We start from the raw sequence: 15255 nt of genomic DNA, 5'->3' as shown, positions 1-15255 counted from the left end.
TCGCAAACGCCGCGTCGACTAAATCTGGGTTTCCGATCGTTTCGTGAGTCCGACCATGACCAAGCGCACCTATTTTGGAACTGACGGCATCCGGGGGGAGGCTAACCGCCATCCCATGACCGCCGAGGTCGCCCTTCGGGTCGGCATGGCGGCGGGCAAGGTGTTCATGTCCCAGGACGCCCGACGCCATCTGGTCGTGATCGGCAAGGACACGCGACTGTCTGGCTATATGATCGAGCCCGCCCTGGTGGCCGGCTTCACCAGCGTGGGCATGGATGTCCGCCTGCTGGGCCCCATGCCCACCCCGGGCGTCGCCATGATGACCCGCTCCATGCGGGCTGATCTCGGCGTCATGATCAGCGCATCGCACAACGCCTTTTCCGACAATGGCATCAAGCTGTTTGGTCCCGATGGCTTCAAGCTCTCCGACGCCCGAGAGCTGGAGATCGAGGCCCTGATGGACGAGGGGTTGCAGGAGCGACTTGCGGCGCCGGACGCGCTGGGTCGAGTGGCGCGGATCGATGACTCCCAGGCCCGTTATGTGGAAATCGCCAAGGCCACCTTCCCCCGCCGCCTCAGCCTCAACGGCCTGCGCATCGTCATCGATTGCGCCAATGGGGCGGCCTATAAGGTGGCCCCTACCGCCCTCTACGAGCTGGGTGCCGAGGTCATCCGCCTGGGGGTGGAGCCCAATGGCTTCAACATCAACAATGACTGCGGCTCAACCCACCCGGAAGCCATGGCGCGGATGGTGCGGGAGTATCGTGCCGATATCGGCATTGCCCTGGATGGAGACGCCGATCGTCTTGTGATCTGCGATGAGACGGGCCACGTGGTCGACGGCGACCAGATCATGGCCATGATCGCCGGGCACTGGGCGGCTCGCGGCCGACTGACCGGCGGCGGCGTCGTGGCCACGGTGATGTCCAATCTGGGCCTTGAGCGTTTCCTCAGCGACCGAGACCTGATTCTGGAGCGGACCGCCGTGGGCGACCGCTCGGTGATGAAGCGCATGCGCGAGGGCGGCTTCAATCTCGGCGGCGAGCAGTCGGGCCATGTGATCCTGTCGGACTTTTCGACCACTGGCGATGGCCTGCTGGCGGCCCTGCAGGTCCTGGCCGTCCTCAAGGAGTCCGACAAGCCGATGAGCGCGCTCGCCCGCCAGTTCGAGCCGGTGCCGCAACTGCTGGAAAACGTCCGCTTTGGCAGTGGCCGCCCCCTGGACTCCGACAGCGTCAAGGGAGCCATCGCCAGTGCCGAAAAGCGCCTGAACGGCTGTGGCCGCCTGCTGGTGCGGGCGTCCGGCACCGAGCCGCTGATTCGTATCATGGCTGAAGGTGACGATGAGAAACTGATCTTCGAGATCGTCCACGAGATCGCCGGCGTGGTGCGACAGGCCGCAGCCTGAGACCTATTGTCACCGATTTGGGTTTGGACTTCAGAAACCCTGTTCAGTCTCCCAGGTTTATGTCAGTCTCGTAACGTTCGACCCGCTCGACCGGGTCGAAGACACAAGATCGACTGGGAGAAACGCATGTCTCGCAACACCGCTACGGCGGAGCGCGGGCAAGGGACTGGGAATCGGGGCCCCGCCTCGATCGCCTGCCTGGCCTTCGTCGCCCTTCTCAGCCTGGCCTTCTGGGCTGGTGCACTCTGGATCGTCCAGCAGATTATGGGTTTGATGCCGCTGGGCTGACCGGCCCCATCTCAGGCGGGCCTTAGACCCGCCCGATGCTCACATAGTCAAAGCCCTGGCGGCGTACATCGTCAGGCCGGTAGATATTGCGCAGATCGACCAGCACTGGAGCGGCCATGTCGGCCTTGATCCGGTCTAGATCCAGCGCCCTGAACTCATCCCATTCGGTGATGATCACGATGGCGTCGGCGTCCTTGGCCACAGCATAGGGCTCGGCGGCGAAGGTGACGCCCGGCAGCAGGTGGCGCGCCTCGGTCTCGCCTTCCGGATCAAACGCCGTGATCACGGCACCGGCCGCCTGCAGGGCCGGAATGATGTCCAGGCTCGGGGCATCGCGCATGTCGTCGGTGTTGGGCTTGAAGGTCAGGCCGAGAACCCCGATCCGCTTTCCCTGCACATCCCCGCCCATGGCCTTCACCACCTTGTCGGCCATGGCCTTCTTGCGCTGGTCATTGACCCGCACCGTGGCCTCGATCAGCTGCACCGGCGCGCCGAAGTCGGTGGCGGTGCGCACAAGCGCCAGGGTGTCTTTCGGAAAGCATGAACCGCCATAGCCAGGACCGGCATTCAGGAACTTGCCCCCGATCCGTCCGTCCAGGCCGATACCCTTGGCCACCTGCTGCACATCAGCACCCACGGCCTCGCAGAGATCAGCCATCTCGTTGATGAAGGTGATCTTCATGGCCAGGAAGGCGTTGGCCGCATACTTGATCAGCTCGCTGGTCCGCCGGCCGGTGAACACGATCGGGGTCTCGTTCAGATAAAGCGGCCGGTAAAGCTCGCTCATCACCGGCCGGGCCCGCTCATCCTCCAGACCCACCACCACCCGGTCGGGGCGCTTGAAATCCTCGATGGCTGCGCCTTCGCGCAGGAACTCCGGGTTGGACACCACGGCAAACTGCGCGTCCGGCCGCCTGGCCTTGATGATCTTCTCGATCTCATCGCCGGTGCCCACCGGCACGGTGGACTTGGTCACCACCACGGTGAAGCCCTCCATGAGGTCGGCGATCTCTTCGGCCGCCGCATAGACGTAAGAGAGGTCCGCATGGCCATCGCCACGCCGCGACGGCGTGCCCACGGCGATGAACACCGCATCAGCACTGCGCACCGCCTCGGCGGCCTCGGTGTCGAAGAACAGCCGGCCTGCCGTCACATTGCGCGCCACCAGACCCTCAAGGCCCGGCTCAAAGATCGGGATGCCCCCTTGGCGCAGGCGCTCAATCTTGCCCGCGTCCTTGTCGATGCAGGTCACCTGATGGCCAAAGTCAGCAAAGCACGCCCCGCTCACCAGGCCCACATAACCCGTCCCGATCATCGCCACTTGCATGGGTTGGTCCTTAAGTCCTGCAATCGCTGAAACCGCCGCCGCGAGGGCTAGGGTCGGTTAGATTTCCTGGTTGTAGCTGCCGACCTGCGGGTGCTGTCCCAGGCGGGGCTTCACCTCTTTGTGGAACAGGGCGCGCATGTCGTCGGCCGAATGCGTGCTTTCCACCACCACCACGATTTCCGGCTTATTGGACGAGGCCCGGACCAGCACCCAGGACCCGTCCTCCAGCGCCACGCGCACGCCATTGACGGTGATCAGATCAACGATCTTACGTCCTAGGATCGTGCCGCCCGCCGCCCGCAGGGCCTCGTACTCGGCGACGATCTTGTCGACCACCCCGTACTTTTCCTCGTCGGCGCAGTGGGGGGACATGGTCAGGGACGTATAGGCTACCGGCAGGGCCTTCTTGAGGTCCGACAGCTTTCTGTCCGGATTGCGGTCCAGCATGGCCAGGATGGCGGCGGCGGCCACCAGGCCGTCGTCATAGCCCCGGCCGATGGGGTCGTTGAAGAAGAAGTGGCCGCTCTTTTCGAACCCGGCCAGGGCGCCGAGCTCGGCGGTCTTGCGCTTGATATAGCTGTGGCCGGTCTTCCAGTAGACGGTCTTGGCGCCGTTGGCGGCCAGCACTTCGTCGGTGGCGTAGAGGCCCGTGGACTTCACATCGACGACGAACGTGGCGTCCTTGTGCAGGGCCGACAGATCCCTGGCCAGCATCAGGCCGATCTTGTCGGCGAAGATCTCCTCGCCCTCGTCGTCCACCACCCCGCAGCGATCCCCGTCGCCGTCAAAGCCCAGGGCGCAGTCGGCACCATACTGGCGCACGGCCTCAGCCATGGCGTGCAGCATTTCCTGGTCTTCGGGGTTGGGATTGTAGCGCGGGAAGGTCCAGTCCAGCTCGCAGTCCATCTCATAGACCACCGCCACGCCCATCTTGCGCAGGCCCTCGGCGGCAAAGGCGCCGGCCGTACCATTGCCACAGGCGCAGACCACCTTGAGCGGGCGCTTCAGGCTGACGCCAGCGGCCACGTCGGCGATGTAGCGCTCAGCCACGCCAGCGACGTGGGTCAGGCTGCCGCCAGGACGCAGCTCCCATTTGCCGCCCAGCACGATGTCCTTCAGGCGGCCCATTTCGTCGGGTCCGAAGGTCAGGGGCCGCTGGGCACCCATCTTCACCCCGGTCCAGCCGTTCTCATTGTGGCTGGCGGTGACCATGGCGACGCAGGGGGCGTCCAGGTCGAACTGAGCGAAATAGGCGATGGGCGACAGCGCCAGGCCGATGTCCAGCACCTCGCAGCCGGCCTGGATGAGTCCCAGGGTCAGGGCCTGTTTGATCGACAGGGAGTAGGACCTGAAATCATGGCCGACCACGATCTTCGTCTGACCCATCTGCCGGATCAGCGTGCCCAGCCCCATGCCGAGCGCTTCGACACCCAGCAGGTTGATGTCTGGGCCAAACAGCCACCGCGCATCGTACTCCCGAAAGCCTGTGGCTTTCACCAGCGGCTGGTTCTCATAGGCGAGGGTATTGGGGACAAGATCGGCGCTGGGGGCGAGAAGCATCTGAACTCCGCAGGTGGGTGGTCAACAGCTTTGGCGAGTGGAGGGCCGGAAGGCCACCCTGTTGCGTACGCCCTAAGGGCGCTCCGCGACAGTTGCTACATGACACCGGCCCGAAGCAGGTCATGGACGTGCAATATGCCCACAGGGCGGTCGTTTTCCACCACGAACAGCACGGTGACCGGGGGCGCCGGATCGCTCATCAGGGCCAGGGCCTCAGACGCCATCATGTTCGGAGGGGCGGTTTTCTTGGGTCCTGCGGTCATCACCTGGCCCGCGGTCTGGGTCAGCAGACCTTCGATGTGGCGGCGCAGGTCGCCGTCGGTAATGGCGCCCACCAGCCGACCAGCCCCGTCGGTGACCCCGACGATCCCCCAGCGCTTCTCGGTCATGATCAGCAGGGCCTCAGGCATGGGAGTGTCCTGGCTGACCAGGGGCAGCTCGGCCGCCCCATGCATCAGGTCCCCTACCGTGCGCAGCATGGCGCCCAGCTTGCCGCCGGGATGGAAGGTCTTGAAGTCCTTGGCCGTGAACCCCCGCCGTTCCAACAGCGCCACAGCGAGCGCGTCGCCCAGGGCAATCTGCAGGGTGGTGGAGGTGGTCGGGGCGCTGACCTCGGCGGTGGCCTCCGGCGCATCGGCCAGGCGCAGCACCACGTCGGCGGCCTGCCCAAGGGCGCTGCCGGGGGCTGCCGTCAGGGCGATCAGCGGGATCTTGAATCGCTTAGCATAGGCCAGGATGTCGGCGAGTTCGCGCACTTCGCCGGACTTGGAAAGCGCCAGGACGGCGTCTTCCTGGCCGATCATCCCCAGGTCCCCGTGGCTGGCCTCCGAGGCGTGGACAAAAAAGGCCGCTGTGCCGGTGGAGGCGAAGGTGGCCGCGATCTTGCGCGCCACATGCCCAGACTTGCCAATGCCAGTGCAGGCGATCCGGCCCTTGGCGGCATAGAGAATGTTCACCGCCTGAACAAAGGCCTCACCCAGGCCCTCGGCCTGCTGGCTCAGGGCGGCGGCCTCTGCGGCCAGCACCCGGCGACCGACGGCGACGGCGTCAAAATCAGCGCTCATGGTTGGGCCGCGAGCGCTTCGGCCTGCAGCCCGCGCATGGTTTCACGGGCCTGATTGATCCGCTTCTGAGACGCCTCGGTCTGGCGTTGCATGGCCGCCTGCATCTCTGGGCTCTGCAGGATCGGCTCGTGGCCGAAGGGTCCAGGCGAGCGCGCGCCTATGCCCTGGGGCCAGACGAGGGCCAGGGCGATGATCAGGGCGGCGGCCAGCGCCGACAGCGGAAAGAACAAGCGATCAAGCATTATGGTTCGCTATAGCCGCTCCTGACGGCCTCGGCCATGTCCTAGGCAGACGTGGCGGCTTGACGACGCTCAAGCCGCGCCCTAGCCGAACGGGCGACCCCGCCGACCCAGGAGATGCCCCATGCCGACCCTTGTCCTGCTCCGCCATGGCCAGAGCCGTTGGAACCTGGAAAATCGCTTCACCGGCTGGGTGGATGTGGACCTGACCGCCGAGGGCGAGGCTCAGGCCACCAAGGGCGGAGAGCTGATCCAGGCGGCCGGTATTCAGTTTGACCGGGTCTATACCTCGGTGCTGACCCGGGCGATCCGCACCAGCTGGCTGGCCCTCGCCGCGGCCGGCCAGGCCTATGTGCCCGAGGTCAAGGACTGGCGTCTGAACGAGCGCCACTATGGCGGGCTGACCGGCCTCAATAAGGCCGAGACGGCTCAAAAGCACGGCGATGACCAGGTCAAGATCTGGCGGCGCTCCTATGATGTCCCACCGCCGGCCCTGAGCGCCGACAGTGAGTATGATTTTGCGGGCGACCGCCGCTATGCCGGCGCGGTCCTGCCGCTGACTGAGAGCCTGAAGACCACCCTTGAACGGGTTCAGCCCTATTGGCAGGACGAGATCGCCCCGCGCCTGACGGCCGGCGAAACCCTGCTGGTGGCGGCCCACGGCAATTCCCTGCGGGCCATCGTCAAGCTGCTGTTTGGCCTGGACGACGCCGCGATCATCGACGTGGAAATTCCCACTGGAAACCCCCTGCTGATCCAGTTGTCGAACACCCTCACCCCGGTGGCGGCCCGATATCTGGACGAGAGCCGCGCCCAGCCCCTGCCGACCCTGCCGTGAGCCAGGCCGCCCACGAGACGCATATGCGCCAGGCCATAGCTCTGGCGCAGCGCCATCTGGGTCAGACGGCTGAGAACCCCTCGGTGGGCTGCGTCATCGTCTCCGACGACGAGGTTCTTGGGGAGGGCGTCACCGGGATCGGCGGGCGCCCCCATGCCGAAGAGCTGGCCCTCCAGGCCGCTGGCTCCAAGGCCCGGGGCGCAGTGGCCTATGTGACCCTGGAGCCCTGCGGCGCGCGGTCGTCGGGGGCGGCGTCCTGCGCCCAGCGCCTGGTTGAAGCCGGGGTCAGTCAGGTGTTCGTCGCCTGCCGCGATCCCAGTCCTTATGCCGATGGCCAGGGTCTGGCTCTGCTGGCAGCTGCAGGCCTTGAGGTTCAGTTGGGGTGCCTGAAAGCCGAGGCCCAGTCGCTCTACACTGACTATCGGCCCGCCGATGCCTCGCCTACACAAGATTAACCCTGCGAAGGGCTCGTTAATCTTGCCGCGCTAACGTTGAAGCCTCGACTTCACGATGGCGCACGATGCTGGCCTCCCGTCCGACCTCCGTCCCCGAACTGCGATGCCTGACTCAGGCTGAGGTGGATGCAGTCTGTGCGCGCCATGATCGCCTGTGGACCTCCCGTCCTGGGGGCGCCCGGGCGGTGTTCGCCTGGAAAGATCTCAGTGGTCTGGACCTGCGCGGACGCAATCTCTCCGATGCGGACTTTCTTGGGGCCTGTCTGAACGATTGCCAATTGCAGGGCACCAAGCTCGACAACGCCAATCTGTTTGGCTGCGACATGCAGAATGCCGATCTGACCGAGGCGTCCCTGCGCCGGGCCGATCTGCGCGGGGCCTGCCTACGGGGTGCCAATCTCACCGGCGCCGATCTCTTCGAGGCCGATCTGCGGGAAGGGTCCATTGCGGCGGCGGATCGAGACAAGGGACTGCGCATCCTCGAACACATGGCGCGACCGGGGGAGGTGCAGGGCGCGGTGCTGGCCGGGGCTAATCTGGAGCGCTCGCGGCTGTCTGGAGTCATGGCCGCCCGAGCTGACTTCTCCGATGCCATTCTCAAGGACGCCAAGCTCGTCCGGGCCAATCTCAAACAGGCCAATATGTCCGGTGCCAATCTGCAGGGCGCTGACCTCTCAGGGGCGGATCTGGCAGGTGCCGATCTGCGCGACGCCATCCTGGTAGGGGCCAAGACCTATTCCTGGAACGTCAGCAAGGCGGAAATGGAGGGGGTGCTGACCGACGCCCCGTCTGGGCTCGCAGTCTCCGACCTGCCCTACAAGACCATGATCCGTGAACATGCCCGCTGGTGTGAAACCGGCGGTGGCGAGGGCAATCCCTCGGTGTTCGACGGTGCCGACCTCCGGGCCCTTGAGACCATTCGGGGGTTTAACCTCACCGCCCTTTCGGCCAAGGGTGCCGTCTTCTACGGGCTGGACATGGAAGGTGTTCAGCTCCAGGGCGCGCAGCTGGAAGGCGCTGACCTGCGGGCCTGCAATCTGCGTCGGGCCGATCTGCGCGGGGCCCGGCTGGTCAACGCCAAGCTTTCAGGTGCCGATCTGCGGGATGCTCAGATGGGACCGCTGCTGATCGGCTCTGACCGCCTGTTGCCCTGCAACCTTTCGGGGGCAACGCTGAAAAACACCGACTGCGCTCGCGCTGACCTGCGCCAGGCGATTTTGCAGGATGCGGACCTCTCCCGGGCGAATTTTACCGGTGCCCAGCTCAAACAGGTGAACATCACAGGCGCCCGACGTGGCGGTGCGCGCGGGCTCGATGACTTAATTTAGGGTCTCGCCGCTCGGATATCTGGGGTCTCTTAACCCTTGAGTTGCTCTTATGCGTCTAAAGGTCGCGGGTTCGGAAACCATACGGGAGCCTTCTTGTGTCAGCCGCCATCGCGCTATCAGGCCGTCGCAAGCTGTCTCGCGGCGAGATCGAGATGATCCTGTCCGCTCACGAGCGCTTCATCACCGGACGCCCCGGTGGAAAGCTGGCCTCGATGCGGTTCATCGACTTCACAGGCGTTGATCTGGCGGGCGCCAATCTCCAAGACGCCGATCTCTCATCGTCCATTTTTGACAGCGCGCGGCTGACGGGGGCCAACCTCTCTCGGGCCAATCTGTTTGGCTGTGATCTGCGCAAGGCTGACCTTCGCCGGGCCAATCTGTCCCGGGCCGACCTGCGGGGCGCTTGCCTGCGTGGGGCCGATATGAGCGAGGCCGATCTGACCCAGGCTGACTTCCGCGTGGGACAGGTGGCGATGCCGCATCCCTCCAAGGGACTTACTTCTCTGATCCACCATCAGCGCAGCGGCGAGCTTGATCATGCCAAGCTTAGCGGGGCCACGCTCGACGGGTCGCAGATGGAGGATGTCACGGCCTTCGCCACCGACTTCACCGACTGTTCCATGCGCGGCGCCAAGCTGAACCGGGCCAACCTCAAGGACGCCAATCTCGAAGGCGCCAGCATGGAGGGGGCAGATGTGGGCGGGGCCAACCTGGAAGGGGCCCGTTTGGTGGACGCAATCCTGACCGGGGTGGATATCCGCACGGCCCGCATCTCCGGTGCCATCATCGAAGGCAACCTTTCAGCGCCCAACGCCGAGGCAATGGCCCGGGCCGATGAGCTCTATGAGATGGCGATCGCCAATCAGACCTGGTGCAAGACCGGGGGCAAGCAAGGGACCCCGGCCTGTTTCGACGGACTGGACGTGCGCCCCCTTGATCAACGTCTTCGCAATCTGCGCCTGTCTGTGATGAGCGCCCGGGGTGCGATCCTCGTCGGCATGGACCTCACAGGCACCCATCTCCAGGGCGCCAATCTGGAGAACGCCGACATGCGCGGGGTCTGCCTGCGGGGTGCCGATCTGCGCGGTGCCAAGCTCGCCGGCGCGAAGCTGATCAAGGCTGATTTGCGGGAGGCGGTACTGGGGCCTCTGCCAATCAGCGCAGATCGGGTCAGTCGCGGTGACCTGCACAGCGCCAAGCTGCGCTATGTAAAGGCCCAGGGTGCCGATCTCACCGGGGCAATTCTCGATGAAGCCGACGTGCGCGGGTGCAATTTCGAAGGTGCCTTGATGCGAGGCGTCAGCCTGCGCGGTGCCGATATGACCTTGGCTCTGGGCCTCAGCCCTCCTTGAGACAGCCGCTCAGGGTCTGATGGATCGCCACACCTGAAAAAAGGGCGACGCATCGCAGCGCCGCCCTCGTCTCACAGTGCCGCTGTCTCAGGCTCAGGCGGCCTGCTCACCCTCAATCAGGGGGGTTGCGGCAGCGGAGGTAATCGGAATCTGCCGAGGCTTCAGGGCTTCTGGCAATTCGCGGCGGAGCGAGATGGATAGCAGGCCGTCCGCCAGGGCCGCCTCACTCACCACCACATAGTCCGCCAGCTGGAACCGCCGCTCGAAGTCCCGCTCAGCCAGACCACGATGCAGATAGCGGCGGGCCTCTTCATTGGCGGCCTTGCGCCCTTGGACGGTGAGCAGGTTTTCCTTCACCTCGATGGCCAATTCCTCAGATCGGAAGCCGGCCACGGCGATCTCGATGCGATAGGCGTTCTCGCCCGTGCGCTCAATATTGTAGGGGGGATAGCCCGAGGCGGCGTCAGCGGCGGCCGTTTCGAGCAGGCCAGCCAGACGGTCGAAACCGACCACGGAGCGATAGAGCGGGGAAAAATCGAGGGTACGCATTTGCGTCACATCCTTCTTGTCTAAGCAAGGTTGCGGGGTCGATCTTTGGCGAGCCGTTATGGCCTCGTCAGCGATCGGAAGGCCCGGAGGTCCAGCGCCTTCGAGGTAGATTTGGGGTGGGTTGTGCGGGTTTCAAGACCTTGTGTGCGCAACGCCCTTGCCAGATCAGCCAACCCCACTAGGGTCACCGCCTCAACGACTTGCCGGAGCTCCAGACCATGTTTCACGACAAGTTCCCCGCCTTGATCGCGGGCGCCCTCGGGGCGCTAATTCTCGGCTCGGCCGCCCAGGCCGAGGACACTGCCCTGCGCGGCGCCGTCGATGGCGCGCAGCGCACGGAGGCCCACAAGGCCCGGGACCCCGCCCGCAATCCCTATGAAAGCCTCACCTTCTGGGGGCTCAAGCCTGGCCAGACGGTGATCGAGATTTCGCCGGGCAGTGGCTACTGGACCGAAATCCTGGCGCCCTACGCCATGGCCACCAACGGTGCCTATGTGGCCGGGGTGACCGATCTGGAAGACCCGGCTGTGACCGAGGCGGGCCGACGGGGCCGCGAGGCCTTTGCCGCCCGCTACGCCGACGCCAATGTTTTTGGCAACATCACCTATGTGGGCTTCGGCGCGGTTTCCAAGCCCCTGGGCGAGGCCGGCTCGGCCGACATGGTCCTGACGGCGCGCAACCTCCACAACTGGTATTGGCGCGAGGGCATGCTGGATAAGGCCCTGGCAGACTTCTTCGCCGTGCTTAAGCCAGGCGGCGTGCTGGCCGTGGAAGAGCACCGCTCCGATCCGCGGCCGCAGGTCGAGGGGGCCCGGGACGGCTACATGGCCACGGCCGTTGTCGTTGCCGCTGCGGAAAAGGCAGGCTTCAAGCTGGCCGAATCCAGTGAGATCAATGCCAATCCCAAGGACACCAAGGACCATCCGTTCGGCGTCTGGACCCTTCCGCCAGTTCGCCAGACCGCAGGCCGGGGCGAGCCCGCCAATCCGGACTTCGACCGGTCCAAGTATGACGCGATCGGCGAGAGCGATCGCATGACCCTGCGCTTCGTCAAGCCGTCCTGATCCGTGCAGGCGCCGAGACTGTCCCGGCGGGGCCTGCTGCTCTCCGGCCTCGCGGCCGGTGGGGCAGCGGCCCTCGCCGGCTGTAACCGGGCCGAGGAGGCCCCGCCTTCGACCCCAGCGTCGGCCATGAGCCTCGAAGAGGCCGTGGCCGGCGACTGGCGTGAGGCTCAGGACAAGGCCAGGGATATCTGGCGCCGCCCCCAGGAGACCCTGACCTTCTTTGGGCTCAAGCCCGGCATGACCGTGGTTGAGATGTGGCCCGGAGCCGGTTGGTATACGGACATTTTGGCCCCCTTCCTGGCGGCCTCAGGGGGAAAGCTCTACGCCGCCAATCTTCAACCCAACGATCCTGCCGCCGCCGAGATCGTGGAGGCTTATCGCCAGAAGCTGCGTTCCCGTCCGAGGCTCTATGGGGATGTGGAGATTACCGCCTTTGGCCCCACCAGCGGCCCAGTGGCGCCAGCCGGTACGGCCGACCTTGTTTTGACGGCGCGCAATATTCACAACTGGATGGCTGCGGGTATCGCCGACAAGGCCTTTGCCGACGCCTTCGCTGCCTTGAAACCCGGTGGTGCATTCGGGGTTGTGGAGCACCGGGCCAATCCTGGGGGGGTGCAGGATCCCACAGCGGCGGATGGCTATGTGGACCAGGCCTATGTCATCCGTCTGGTGCAGGAGGCGGGCTTCCTGCTGAACGAGGCCAGCGAGATCAACGCCAATCCCCGCGACACCAAGGATCATCCCTTCGGGGTCTGGACCTTGCCGCCGGTCCGGCTGTCTGCGCCCAGGGGACAACCGGCCGACCCCAGTTTCGACAGCAGCCCCTATGAGGCCATTGGCGAAAGTGACCGGATGACCCTGCGGTTCATCAAGCCCACCTGAGCGGCCTCACAGCTGCTGGCGATAGCTGTCGATGATCTGTTCATTGGTCACCGGCAGCTTGCCGAGGTTCAGCTGGTCAGAGATCATTTCCGCTCCGCTGGGCAGGACACTGCGCTCCATACGCGCTTCAGGATCCCACAGCCGTCCGCGCATGATCGCCTTGGGGCAATGGATAAAGGCCTCCTGAACCTCGACCATCAGCACCAGCCTGGGCAACCGGCCAAATTCCTCGAAGCACGACAGAAGGGGCCCGTCATCAGTGGCGCTGGCCCTGCCATTGACGCGGTAGACGTCGTCAAACCCCGGAATCATGAACATCAGCCCGATCTGACCGTCCCCGGCCAGCAGGTTGCGCAGGGTGTCCAGGCGGTTGTTCCCCGGTCGGTCGGGCAGAAACAGAGTTTTGCCGTCCTCGCTCACCTGCACAAAGCCCGGCTCGCCACCCCGAGGCGAAACGTCCACCGTGCCGCCGGGGCCTGCCGAACTCACCACGCAGAACGGCGAATGGCCGATGAAGGCTCGGCCATGGCGCTCCACATGGTCCAGGACCTTGTCCATCACCAGCTTCCCAGGGGCCCGATAGAGCTGGTCGAGATCTTCGAGAGAAAGCCGGCGCATGGCGCTTCCTTGGATTTGCGAGTTACTCGCAATTATTGGTCCATTCCAGCCGCCCTGTCCATGGCGCACGGCGGCGGGGCAGTTTGTTTACTTCGCGCCGGGGGCGGGCCAATCTCCCGCTCCCGTCTGAGAGGTCCGATGGCCACGATTGAACAGCTCACCACCCGCATCGCAGACACCCTTCGGGCCGGTGTGCCCCTGTCCCATGTGGTCAAGATCGACCTGAAGGGGGCGGGCTTCATCCATATCGATGGGGCGGTGGTGACCAATCAGGACGCCCCGGCCGATCTGGTGGTGACCATCAGCCTGGACGATGTGGTGGCGCTTGGCCGTCGTCGCCTGGACCCCATGACCGCCCTGATGAGCCGCCGGATGCGCATGTCCAATATGGGCCTGGCCATGTCCATGCAGTCTCAGATCCAGACCCTTTTTTCCCAGGCCGCCTGAAGGACCCACCCATGACCGAATCGGCGCCGCTCATCGACATTCCCGCCGCCCCCGTCCCCACGGGGGGAGCGGCCGAGTGGTTTACCGGCGCCAAGGGGGCGCGGCTGCGGGCGGCCCTGTTTCCGGCCCGGGGCAAGGCTCGGGGCACGGTTGTGCTGAGCGGCGGGCGGACCGAGGCGATCGAAAAGTATTTCGAGACCATCGAGGATCTCACCCTGCGGGGCTTTGTGGTCCTGGCCCATGACTGGCGTGGCCAGGGGCTTTCGCACAGGGACCTTTCCGACGACCGATTGAAGGGTCATGCGGTGGGTTTTGAGCCCTTTTTGGCCGATTTCGACGCCCTTTTGGCGCATTATGAAGAGCGGCTTCCCAAGCCCTGGTTTGCGGTGGGCCACTCCATGGGGGGCTGCCTGACCCTGCTGGCCCTGGCCAAGGGGCAGGCCCCGAGGTTCGCCGGCGCGGTGCTGTCGGCGCCGATGTTGGGGCTGCGGGTCGGGCGTTATCCCAAGGCGGTGCGGCTGCTGGCGGGCTGGAACCGCCTGACCGGTCGGGGGGGTGACTATTGCATGGGCGACCCCGGCAAGCCCTTCGACGACACCTTCGATGACAATGTGCTGACCCATGACCGGGTGCGGTTCGCCAGGGGCCGGGCCCTGATCGCCGCGCACCGGGACCTGGCGCTGGGGGCGCCCACCTGGGGGTGGCTGGACTTTGCCCTGCGGTCTGCGGCCGTCTTCGCCAGACCGTCCAATCTGGCGTCGGTGAACATCCCGGTGATCATCTGTCAGGCCGAGGATGAAAAGCTGGTGGACAATGCCGCCCAGGACCAGGTGGCGCGCAGCCTGCCCCAGGGCAAGCTGGTGGTGGTCAAGGGGGCCCTGCACGAGATCCTGATGGAGACCGACGACAAGCGCGCGGTGTTCTGGGCCGAGTTCGACGCCCTGGCGGCGAAGGTGGTTAGCCCGTCGTCGCCGAGCGCCTGAGGGCGACCAGGGCCTCGTCCAGGCAGGCCTGGTCGCCGGCGATCACCACCTGGCCGCCCATGGACCCGACGGGCCCGCCGCGCCAGTCGGTGACCAGGCCGCCGGCCCCTTCGATGATCGGAATGGCGGCTTCGATGTCCCAGGCCTTGAGGCCGGCCTCAATCACCATGTCCATGCTGCCGGCCGCCACCATGGCGTAGCCATAGGCATCCAGGCCCAGACGGGCCAGACGGGCGGCAGCGCGAACCTGGGTCCAGGCGCCCAGTTCGGCGCCGTTGAAACAGGCTTCTGGGTCGGTGGTGGCGATGACGGCATCGGTCAGCTTGGGACAGGCCCGTACCTTCAGAGGCCGGGACGCCCCCCGGGCCACCAGCCGCGAACCCCCGGCATGGCCGAGATAGACTTCATCGAGATAGGGCTGGCCGATGGAGCCCAGGACGGGACGGCCCTGATGGCGCAGGCCAATGAGCACGCACCACAGGGGCAGGCCGGAAATGAAGGAACGGGTGCCGTCGATGGGGTCGAGCACCCAGACGAACTCGGCGTCCGGGCGGTCCTCACCGTACTCCTCGCCGATCACCCCATGGTCTGGGAAGTGCTGGCTGATCAGCCGCCGGATGGCCGCCTCCGCCCCGCGATCAGCCGCCGTGACGGGATCGAAGGCGTTGAGGCCGGGCTGGCCGCCCTTGTTCTCCAGACCATGGTCGGCCCGGAACAGGGGCAGGGCCACATCGGCGGCGGCTTGGTTGAGCGCGAGGAGGAAGTCCTCGAGGGCGGGCAGACGATCAGGGCTCAGCATGCCCTCCTGTAGCCTGCCCCGCCGCCCGGCGAAATCCCGCCTGCGCGGGACCGC

The 15255-nt window shown here is 65.7% G+C and carries 17 protein-coding genes; 10 read left to right on the top strand and 7 right to left on the bottom strand.

Annotation, left to right across the window (positions count from 1 at the left end):
- Positions 1 to 55: 55 nt before the first annotated feature.
- Both glmM and MH112_RS13980 read left to right on the top strand, forming a co-directional pair.
- Positions 56 to 1408: a phosphoglucosamine mutase gene (gene glmM, locus MH112_RS13985; protein ID WP_296568847.1), complete on the top strand. Its 1353-nt coding sequence runs from the start codon at positions 56 to 58 to the stop codon at positions 1406 to 1408.
- 126 nt (positions 1409 to 1534) lie between these two features.
- Complete coding sequence (locus MH112_RS13980; protein WP_296568845.1) at positions 1535 to 1696, top strand: hypothetical protein; 162 nt, start codon at positions 1535 to 1537, stop codon at positions 1694 to 1696.
- A 22-nt stretch (positions 1697 to 1718) separates the two neighbouring features.
- Here MH112_RS13980 and MH112_RS13975 read toward each other — a convergent pair whose 3' ends face one another.
- The 4 genes from MH112_RS13975 to MH112_RS13960 form a co-directional block, all read right to left on the bottom strand.
- Positions 1719 to 3023, bottom strand: a complete 1305-nt coding sequence (locus MH112_RS13975; protein WP_296568843.1) for a UDP-glucose/GDP-mannose dehydrogenase family protein — start codon at positions 3021 to 3023, stop codon at positions 1719 to 1721.
- Positions 3024 to 3080: 57 nt separating this feature from the next.
- Positions 3081 to 4583 carry a phosphomannomutase/phosphoglucomutase gene (locus tag MH112_RS13970; RefSeq protein WP_296568841.1) on the bottom strand — a complete coding sequence of 501 codons (1503 nt, stop codon included), beginning with the start codon at positions 4581 to 4583 and terminating at the stop codon, positions 3081 to 3083.
- Positions 4584 to 4678: 95 nt separating this feature from the next.
- Complete coding sequence (locus MH112_RS13965) at positions 4679 to 5647, bottom strand: KpsF/GutQ family sugar-phosphate isomerase (RefSeq protein ID WP_296568839.1); 969 nt, start codon at positions 5645 to 5647, stop codon at positions 4679 to 4681.
- A complete protein-coding gene (locus MH112_RS13960; protein WP_296568836.1) occupies positions 5644 to 5889 on the bottom strand; it encodes a hypothetical protein in 246 nt (81 codons plus the stop codon). Before MH112_RS13960 ends, MH112_RS13965 begins: the two co-directional genes overlap by 4 nt.
- Positions 5890 to 6010: 121 nt before the next feature.
- On the opposite strand from MH112_RS13960, the gene gpmA reads away from it, so the two are divergent.
- From gpmA to MH112_RS13940, 4 genes are all read left to right on the top strand, one after another.
- Positions 6011 to 6724 carry a 2,3-diphosphoglycerate-dependent phosphoglycerate mutase gene (gene gpmA / locus MH112_RS13955; RefSeq protein ID WP_296568833.1) on the top strand — a complete coding sequence of 238 codons (714 nt, stop codon included), beginning with the start codon at positions 6011 to 6013 and terminating at the stop codon, positions 6722 to 6724.
- The gene (locus tag MH112_RS13950; protein ID WP_296568832.1) at positions 6721 to 7179 is read left to right on the top strand and encodes a bifunctional diaminohydroxyphosphoribosylaminopyrimidine deaminase/5-amino-6-(5-phosphoribosylamino)uracil reductase RibD; all 459 of its coding nucleotides are present in this window, start codon (positions 6721 to 6723) and stop codon (positions 7177 to 7179) included. Before gpmA ends, MH112_RS13950 begins: the two co-directional genes overlap by 4 nt.
- A 65-nt stretch (positions 7180 to 7244) precedes the next feature.
- Positions 7245 to 8507, top strand: a complete 1263-nt coding sequence (locus tag MH112_RS13945; protein ID WP_296568830.1) for a pentapeptide repeat-containing protein — start codon at positions 7245 to 7247, stop codon at positions 8505 to 8507.
- Between the two features lie 95 nt (positions 8508 to 8602).
- Positions 8603 to 9859 carry a pentapeptide repeat-containing protein gene (locus MH112_RS13940; protein WP_296568828.1) on the top strand — a complete coding sequence of 419 codons (1257 nt, stop codon included), beginning with the start codon at positions 8603 to 8605 and terminating at the stop codon, positions 9857 to 9859.
- Positions 9860 to 9952: 93 nt separating this feature from the next.
- Here the strand turns inward: MH112_RS13940 and MH112_RS13935 are convergent, their stop codons facing one another.
- A complete protein-coding gene (locus MH112_RS13935; RefSeq protein ID WP_296568825.1) occupies positions 9953 to 10408 on the bottom strand; it encodes an Hsp20 family protein in 456 nt (151 codons plus the stop codon).
- Between the two features lie 218 nt (positions 10409 to 10626).
- Here MH112_RS13935 and MH112_RS13930 point away from each other — a divergent pair, with 218 nt between their 5' ends.
- Both MH112_RS13930 and MH112_RS13925 read left to right on the top strand, forming a co-directional pair.
- Positions 10627 to 11472 (top strand): methyltransferase domain-containing protein, encoded by an 846-nt coding sequence (locus MH112_RS13930; protein ID WP_296568823.1) that lies wholly within the window; start codon positions 10627 to 10629, stop codon positions 11470 to 11472.
- A 3-nt stretch (positions 11473 to 11475) separates the two neighbouring features.
- Entirely contained in the window at positions 11476 to 12354 is an 879-nt protein-coding gene (locus MH112_RS13925; RefSeq protein ID WP_296568820.1) for a methyltransferase, read from the top strand.
- Between the two features lie 6 nt (positions 12355 to 12360).
- Here the strand turns inward: MH112_RS13925 and MH112_RS13920 are convergent, their stop codons facing one another.
- The gene (locus MH112_RS13920; protein ID WP_296568818.1) at positions 12361 to 12972 is read right to left on the bottom strand and encodes an MSMEG_1061 family FMN-dependent PPOX-type flavoprotein; all 612 of its coding nucleotides are present in this window, start codon (positions 12970 to 12972) and stop codon (positions 12361 to 12363) included.
- A 138-nt stretch (positions 12973 to 13110) separates the two neighbouring features.
- Between MH112_RS13920 and MH112_RS13915 the strand changes: the two genes are divergently transcribed.
- Positions 13111 to 13419, top strand: a complete 309-nt coding sequence (locus MH112_RS13915; RefSeq protein ID WP_296568816.1) for an SCP2 sterol-binding domain-containing protein — start codon at positions 13111 to 13113, stop codon at positions 13417 to 13419.
- An 11-nt stretch (positions 13420 to 13430) separates the two neighbouring features.
- Entirely contained in the window at positions 13431 to 14402 is a 972-nt protein-coding gene (locus tag MH112_RS13910) for an alpha/beta hydrolase (protein ID WP_296568813.1), read from the top strand.
- Here MH112_RS13910 and hisN read toward each other — a convergent pair.
- Positions 14377 to 15201, bottom strand: coding sequence for a histidinol-phosphatase (gene hisN, locus MH112_RS13905; protein ID WP_296568809.1), 825 nt, complete (start codon positions 15199 to 15201; stop codon positions 14377 to 14379). The genes MH112_RS13910 and hisN overlap by 26 nt on opposite strands.
- Positions 15202 to 15255: the final 54 nt, after the last annotated feature.

Source organism: Phenylobacterium sp. (genome assembly GCF_022402485.1).
GTDB lineage: Bacteria > Pseudomonadota > Alphaproteobacteria > Caulobacterales > Caulobacteraceae > Phenylobacterium.
This window is presented reverse-complemented; position numbering and strand designations above follow the sequence as displayed.

Excerpts from the sequence above, each read along its gene's own strand:
- glmM (WP_296568847.1), top strand. The coding sequence starts at position 56 with ATGACCAAGCGCACCTATTTTGGAACTGACGGCATCCGGGGGGAGGCT.
- MH112_RS13980 (WP_296568845.1), top strand. The coding sequence starts at position 1,535 with ATGTCTCGCAACACCGCTACGGCGGAGCGCGGGCAAGGGACTGGGAAT.
- MH112_RS13975 (WP_296568843.1), bottom strand. The coding sequence starts at position 3,023 with ATGCAAGTGGCGATGATCGGGACGGGTTATGTGGGCCTGGTGAGCGGG.
- MH112_RS13970 (WP_296568841.1), bottom strand. The coding sequence starts at position 4,583 with ATGCTTCTCGCCCCCAGCGCCGATCTTGTCCCCAATACCCTCGCCTAT.
- MH112_RS13965 (WP_296568839.1), bottom strand. The coding sequence starts at position 5,647 with ATGAGCGCTGATTTTGACGCCGTCGCCGTCGGTCGCCGGGTGCTGGCC.
- MH112_RS13960 (WP_296568836.1), bottom strand. The coding sequence starts at position 5,889 with ATGCTTGATCGCTTGTTCTTTCCGCTGTCGGCGCTGGCCGCCGCCCTG.
- gpmA (WP_296568833.1), top strand. The coding sequence starts at position 6,011 with ATGCCGACCCTTGTCCTGCTCCGCCATGGCCAGAGCCGTTGGAACCTG.
- MH112_RS13945 (WP_296568830.1), top strand. The coding sequence starts at position 7,245 with ATGCTGGCCTCCCGTCCGACCTCCGTCCCCGAACTGCGATGCCTGACT.
- MH112_RS13935 (WP_296568825.1), bottom strand. The coding sequence starts at position 10,408 with ATGCGTACCCTCGATTTTTCCCCGCTCTATCGCTCCGTGGTCGGTTTC.
- MH112_RS13930 (WP_296568823.1), top strand. The coding sequence starts at position 10,627 with ATGTTTCACGACAAGTTCCCCGCCTTGATCGCGGGCGCCCTCGGGGCG.
- MH112_RS13920 (WP_296568818.1), bottom strand. The coding sequence starts at position 12,972 with ATGCGCCGGCTTTCTCTCGAAGATCTCGACCAGCTCTATCGGGCCCCT.
- MH112_RS13915 (WP_296568816.1), top strand. The coding sequence starts at position 13,111 with ATGGCCACGATTGAACAGCTCACCACCCGCATCGCAGACACCCTTCGG.
- MH112_RS13910 (WP_296568813.1), top strand. The coding sequence starts at position 13,431 with ATGACCGAATCGGCGCCGCTCATCGACATTCCCGCCGCCCCCGTCCCC.
- hisN (WP_296568809.1), bottom strand. The coding sequence starts at position 15,201 with ATGCTGAGCCCTGATCGTCTGCCCGCCCTCGAGGACTTCCTCCTCGCG.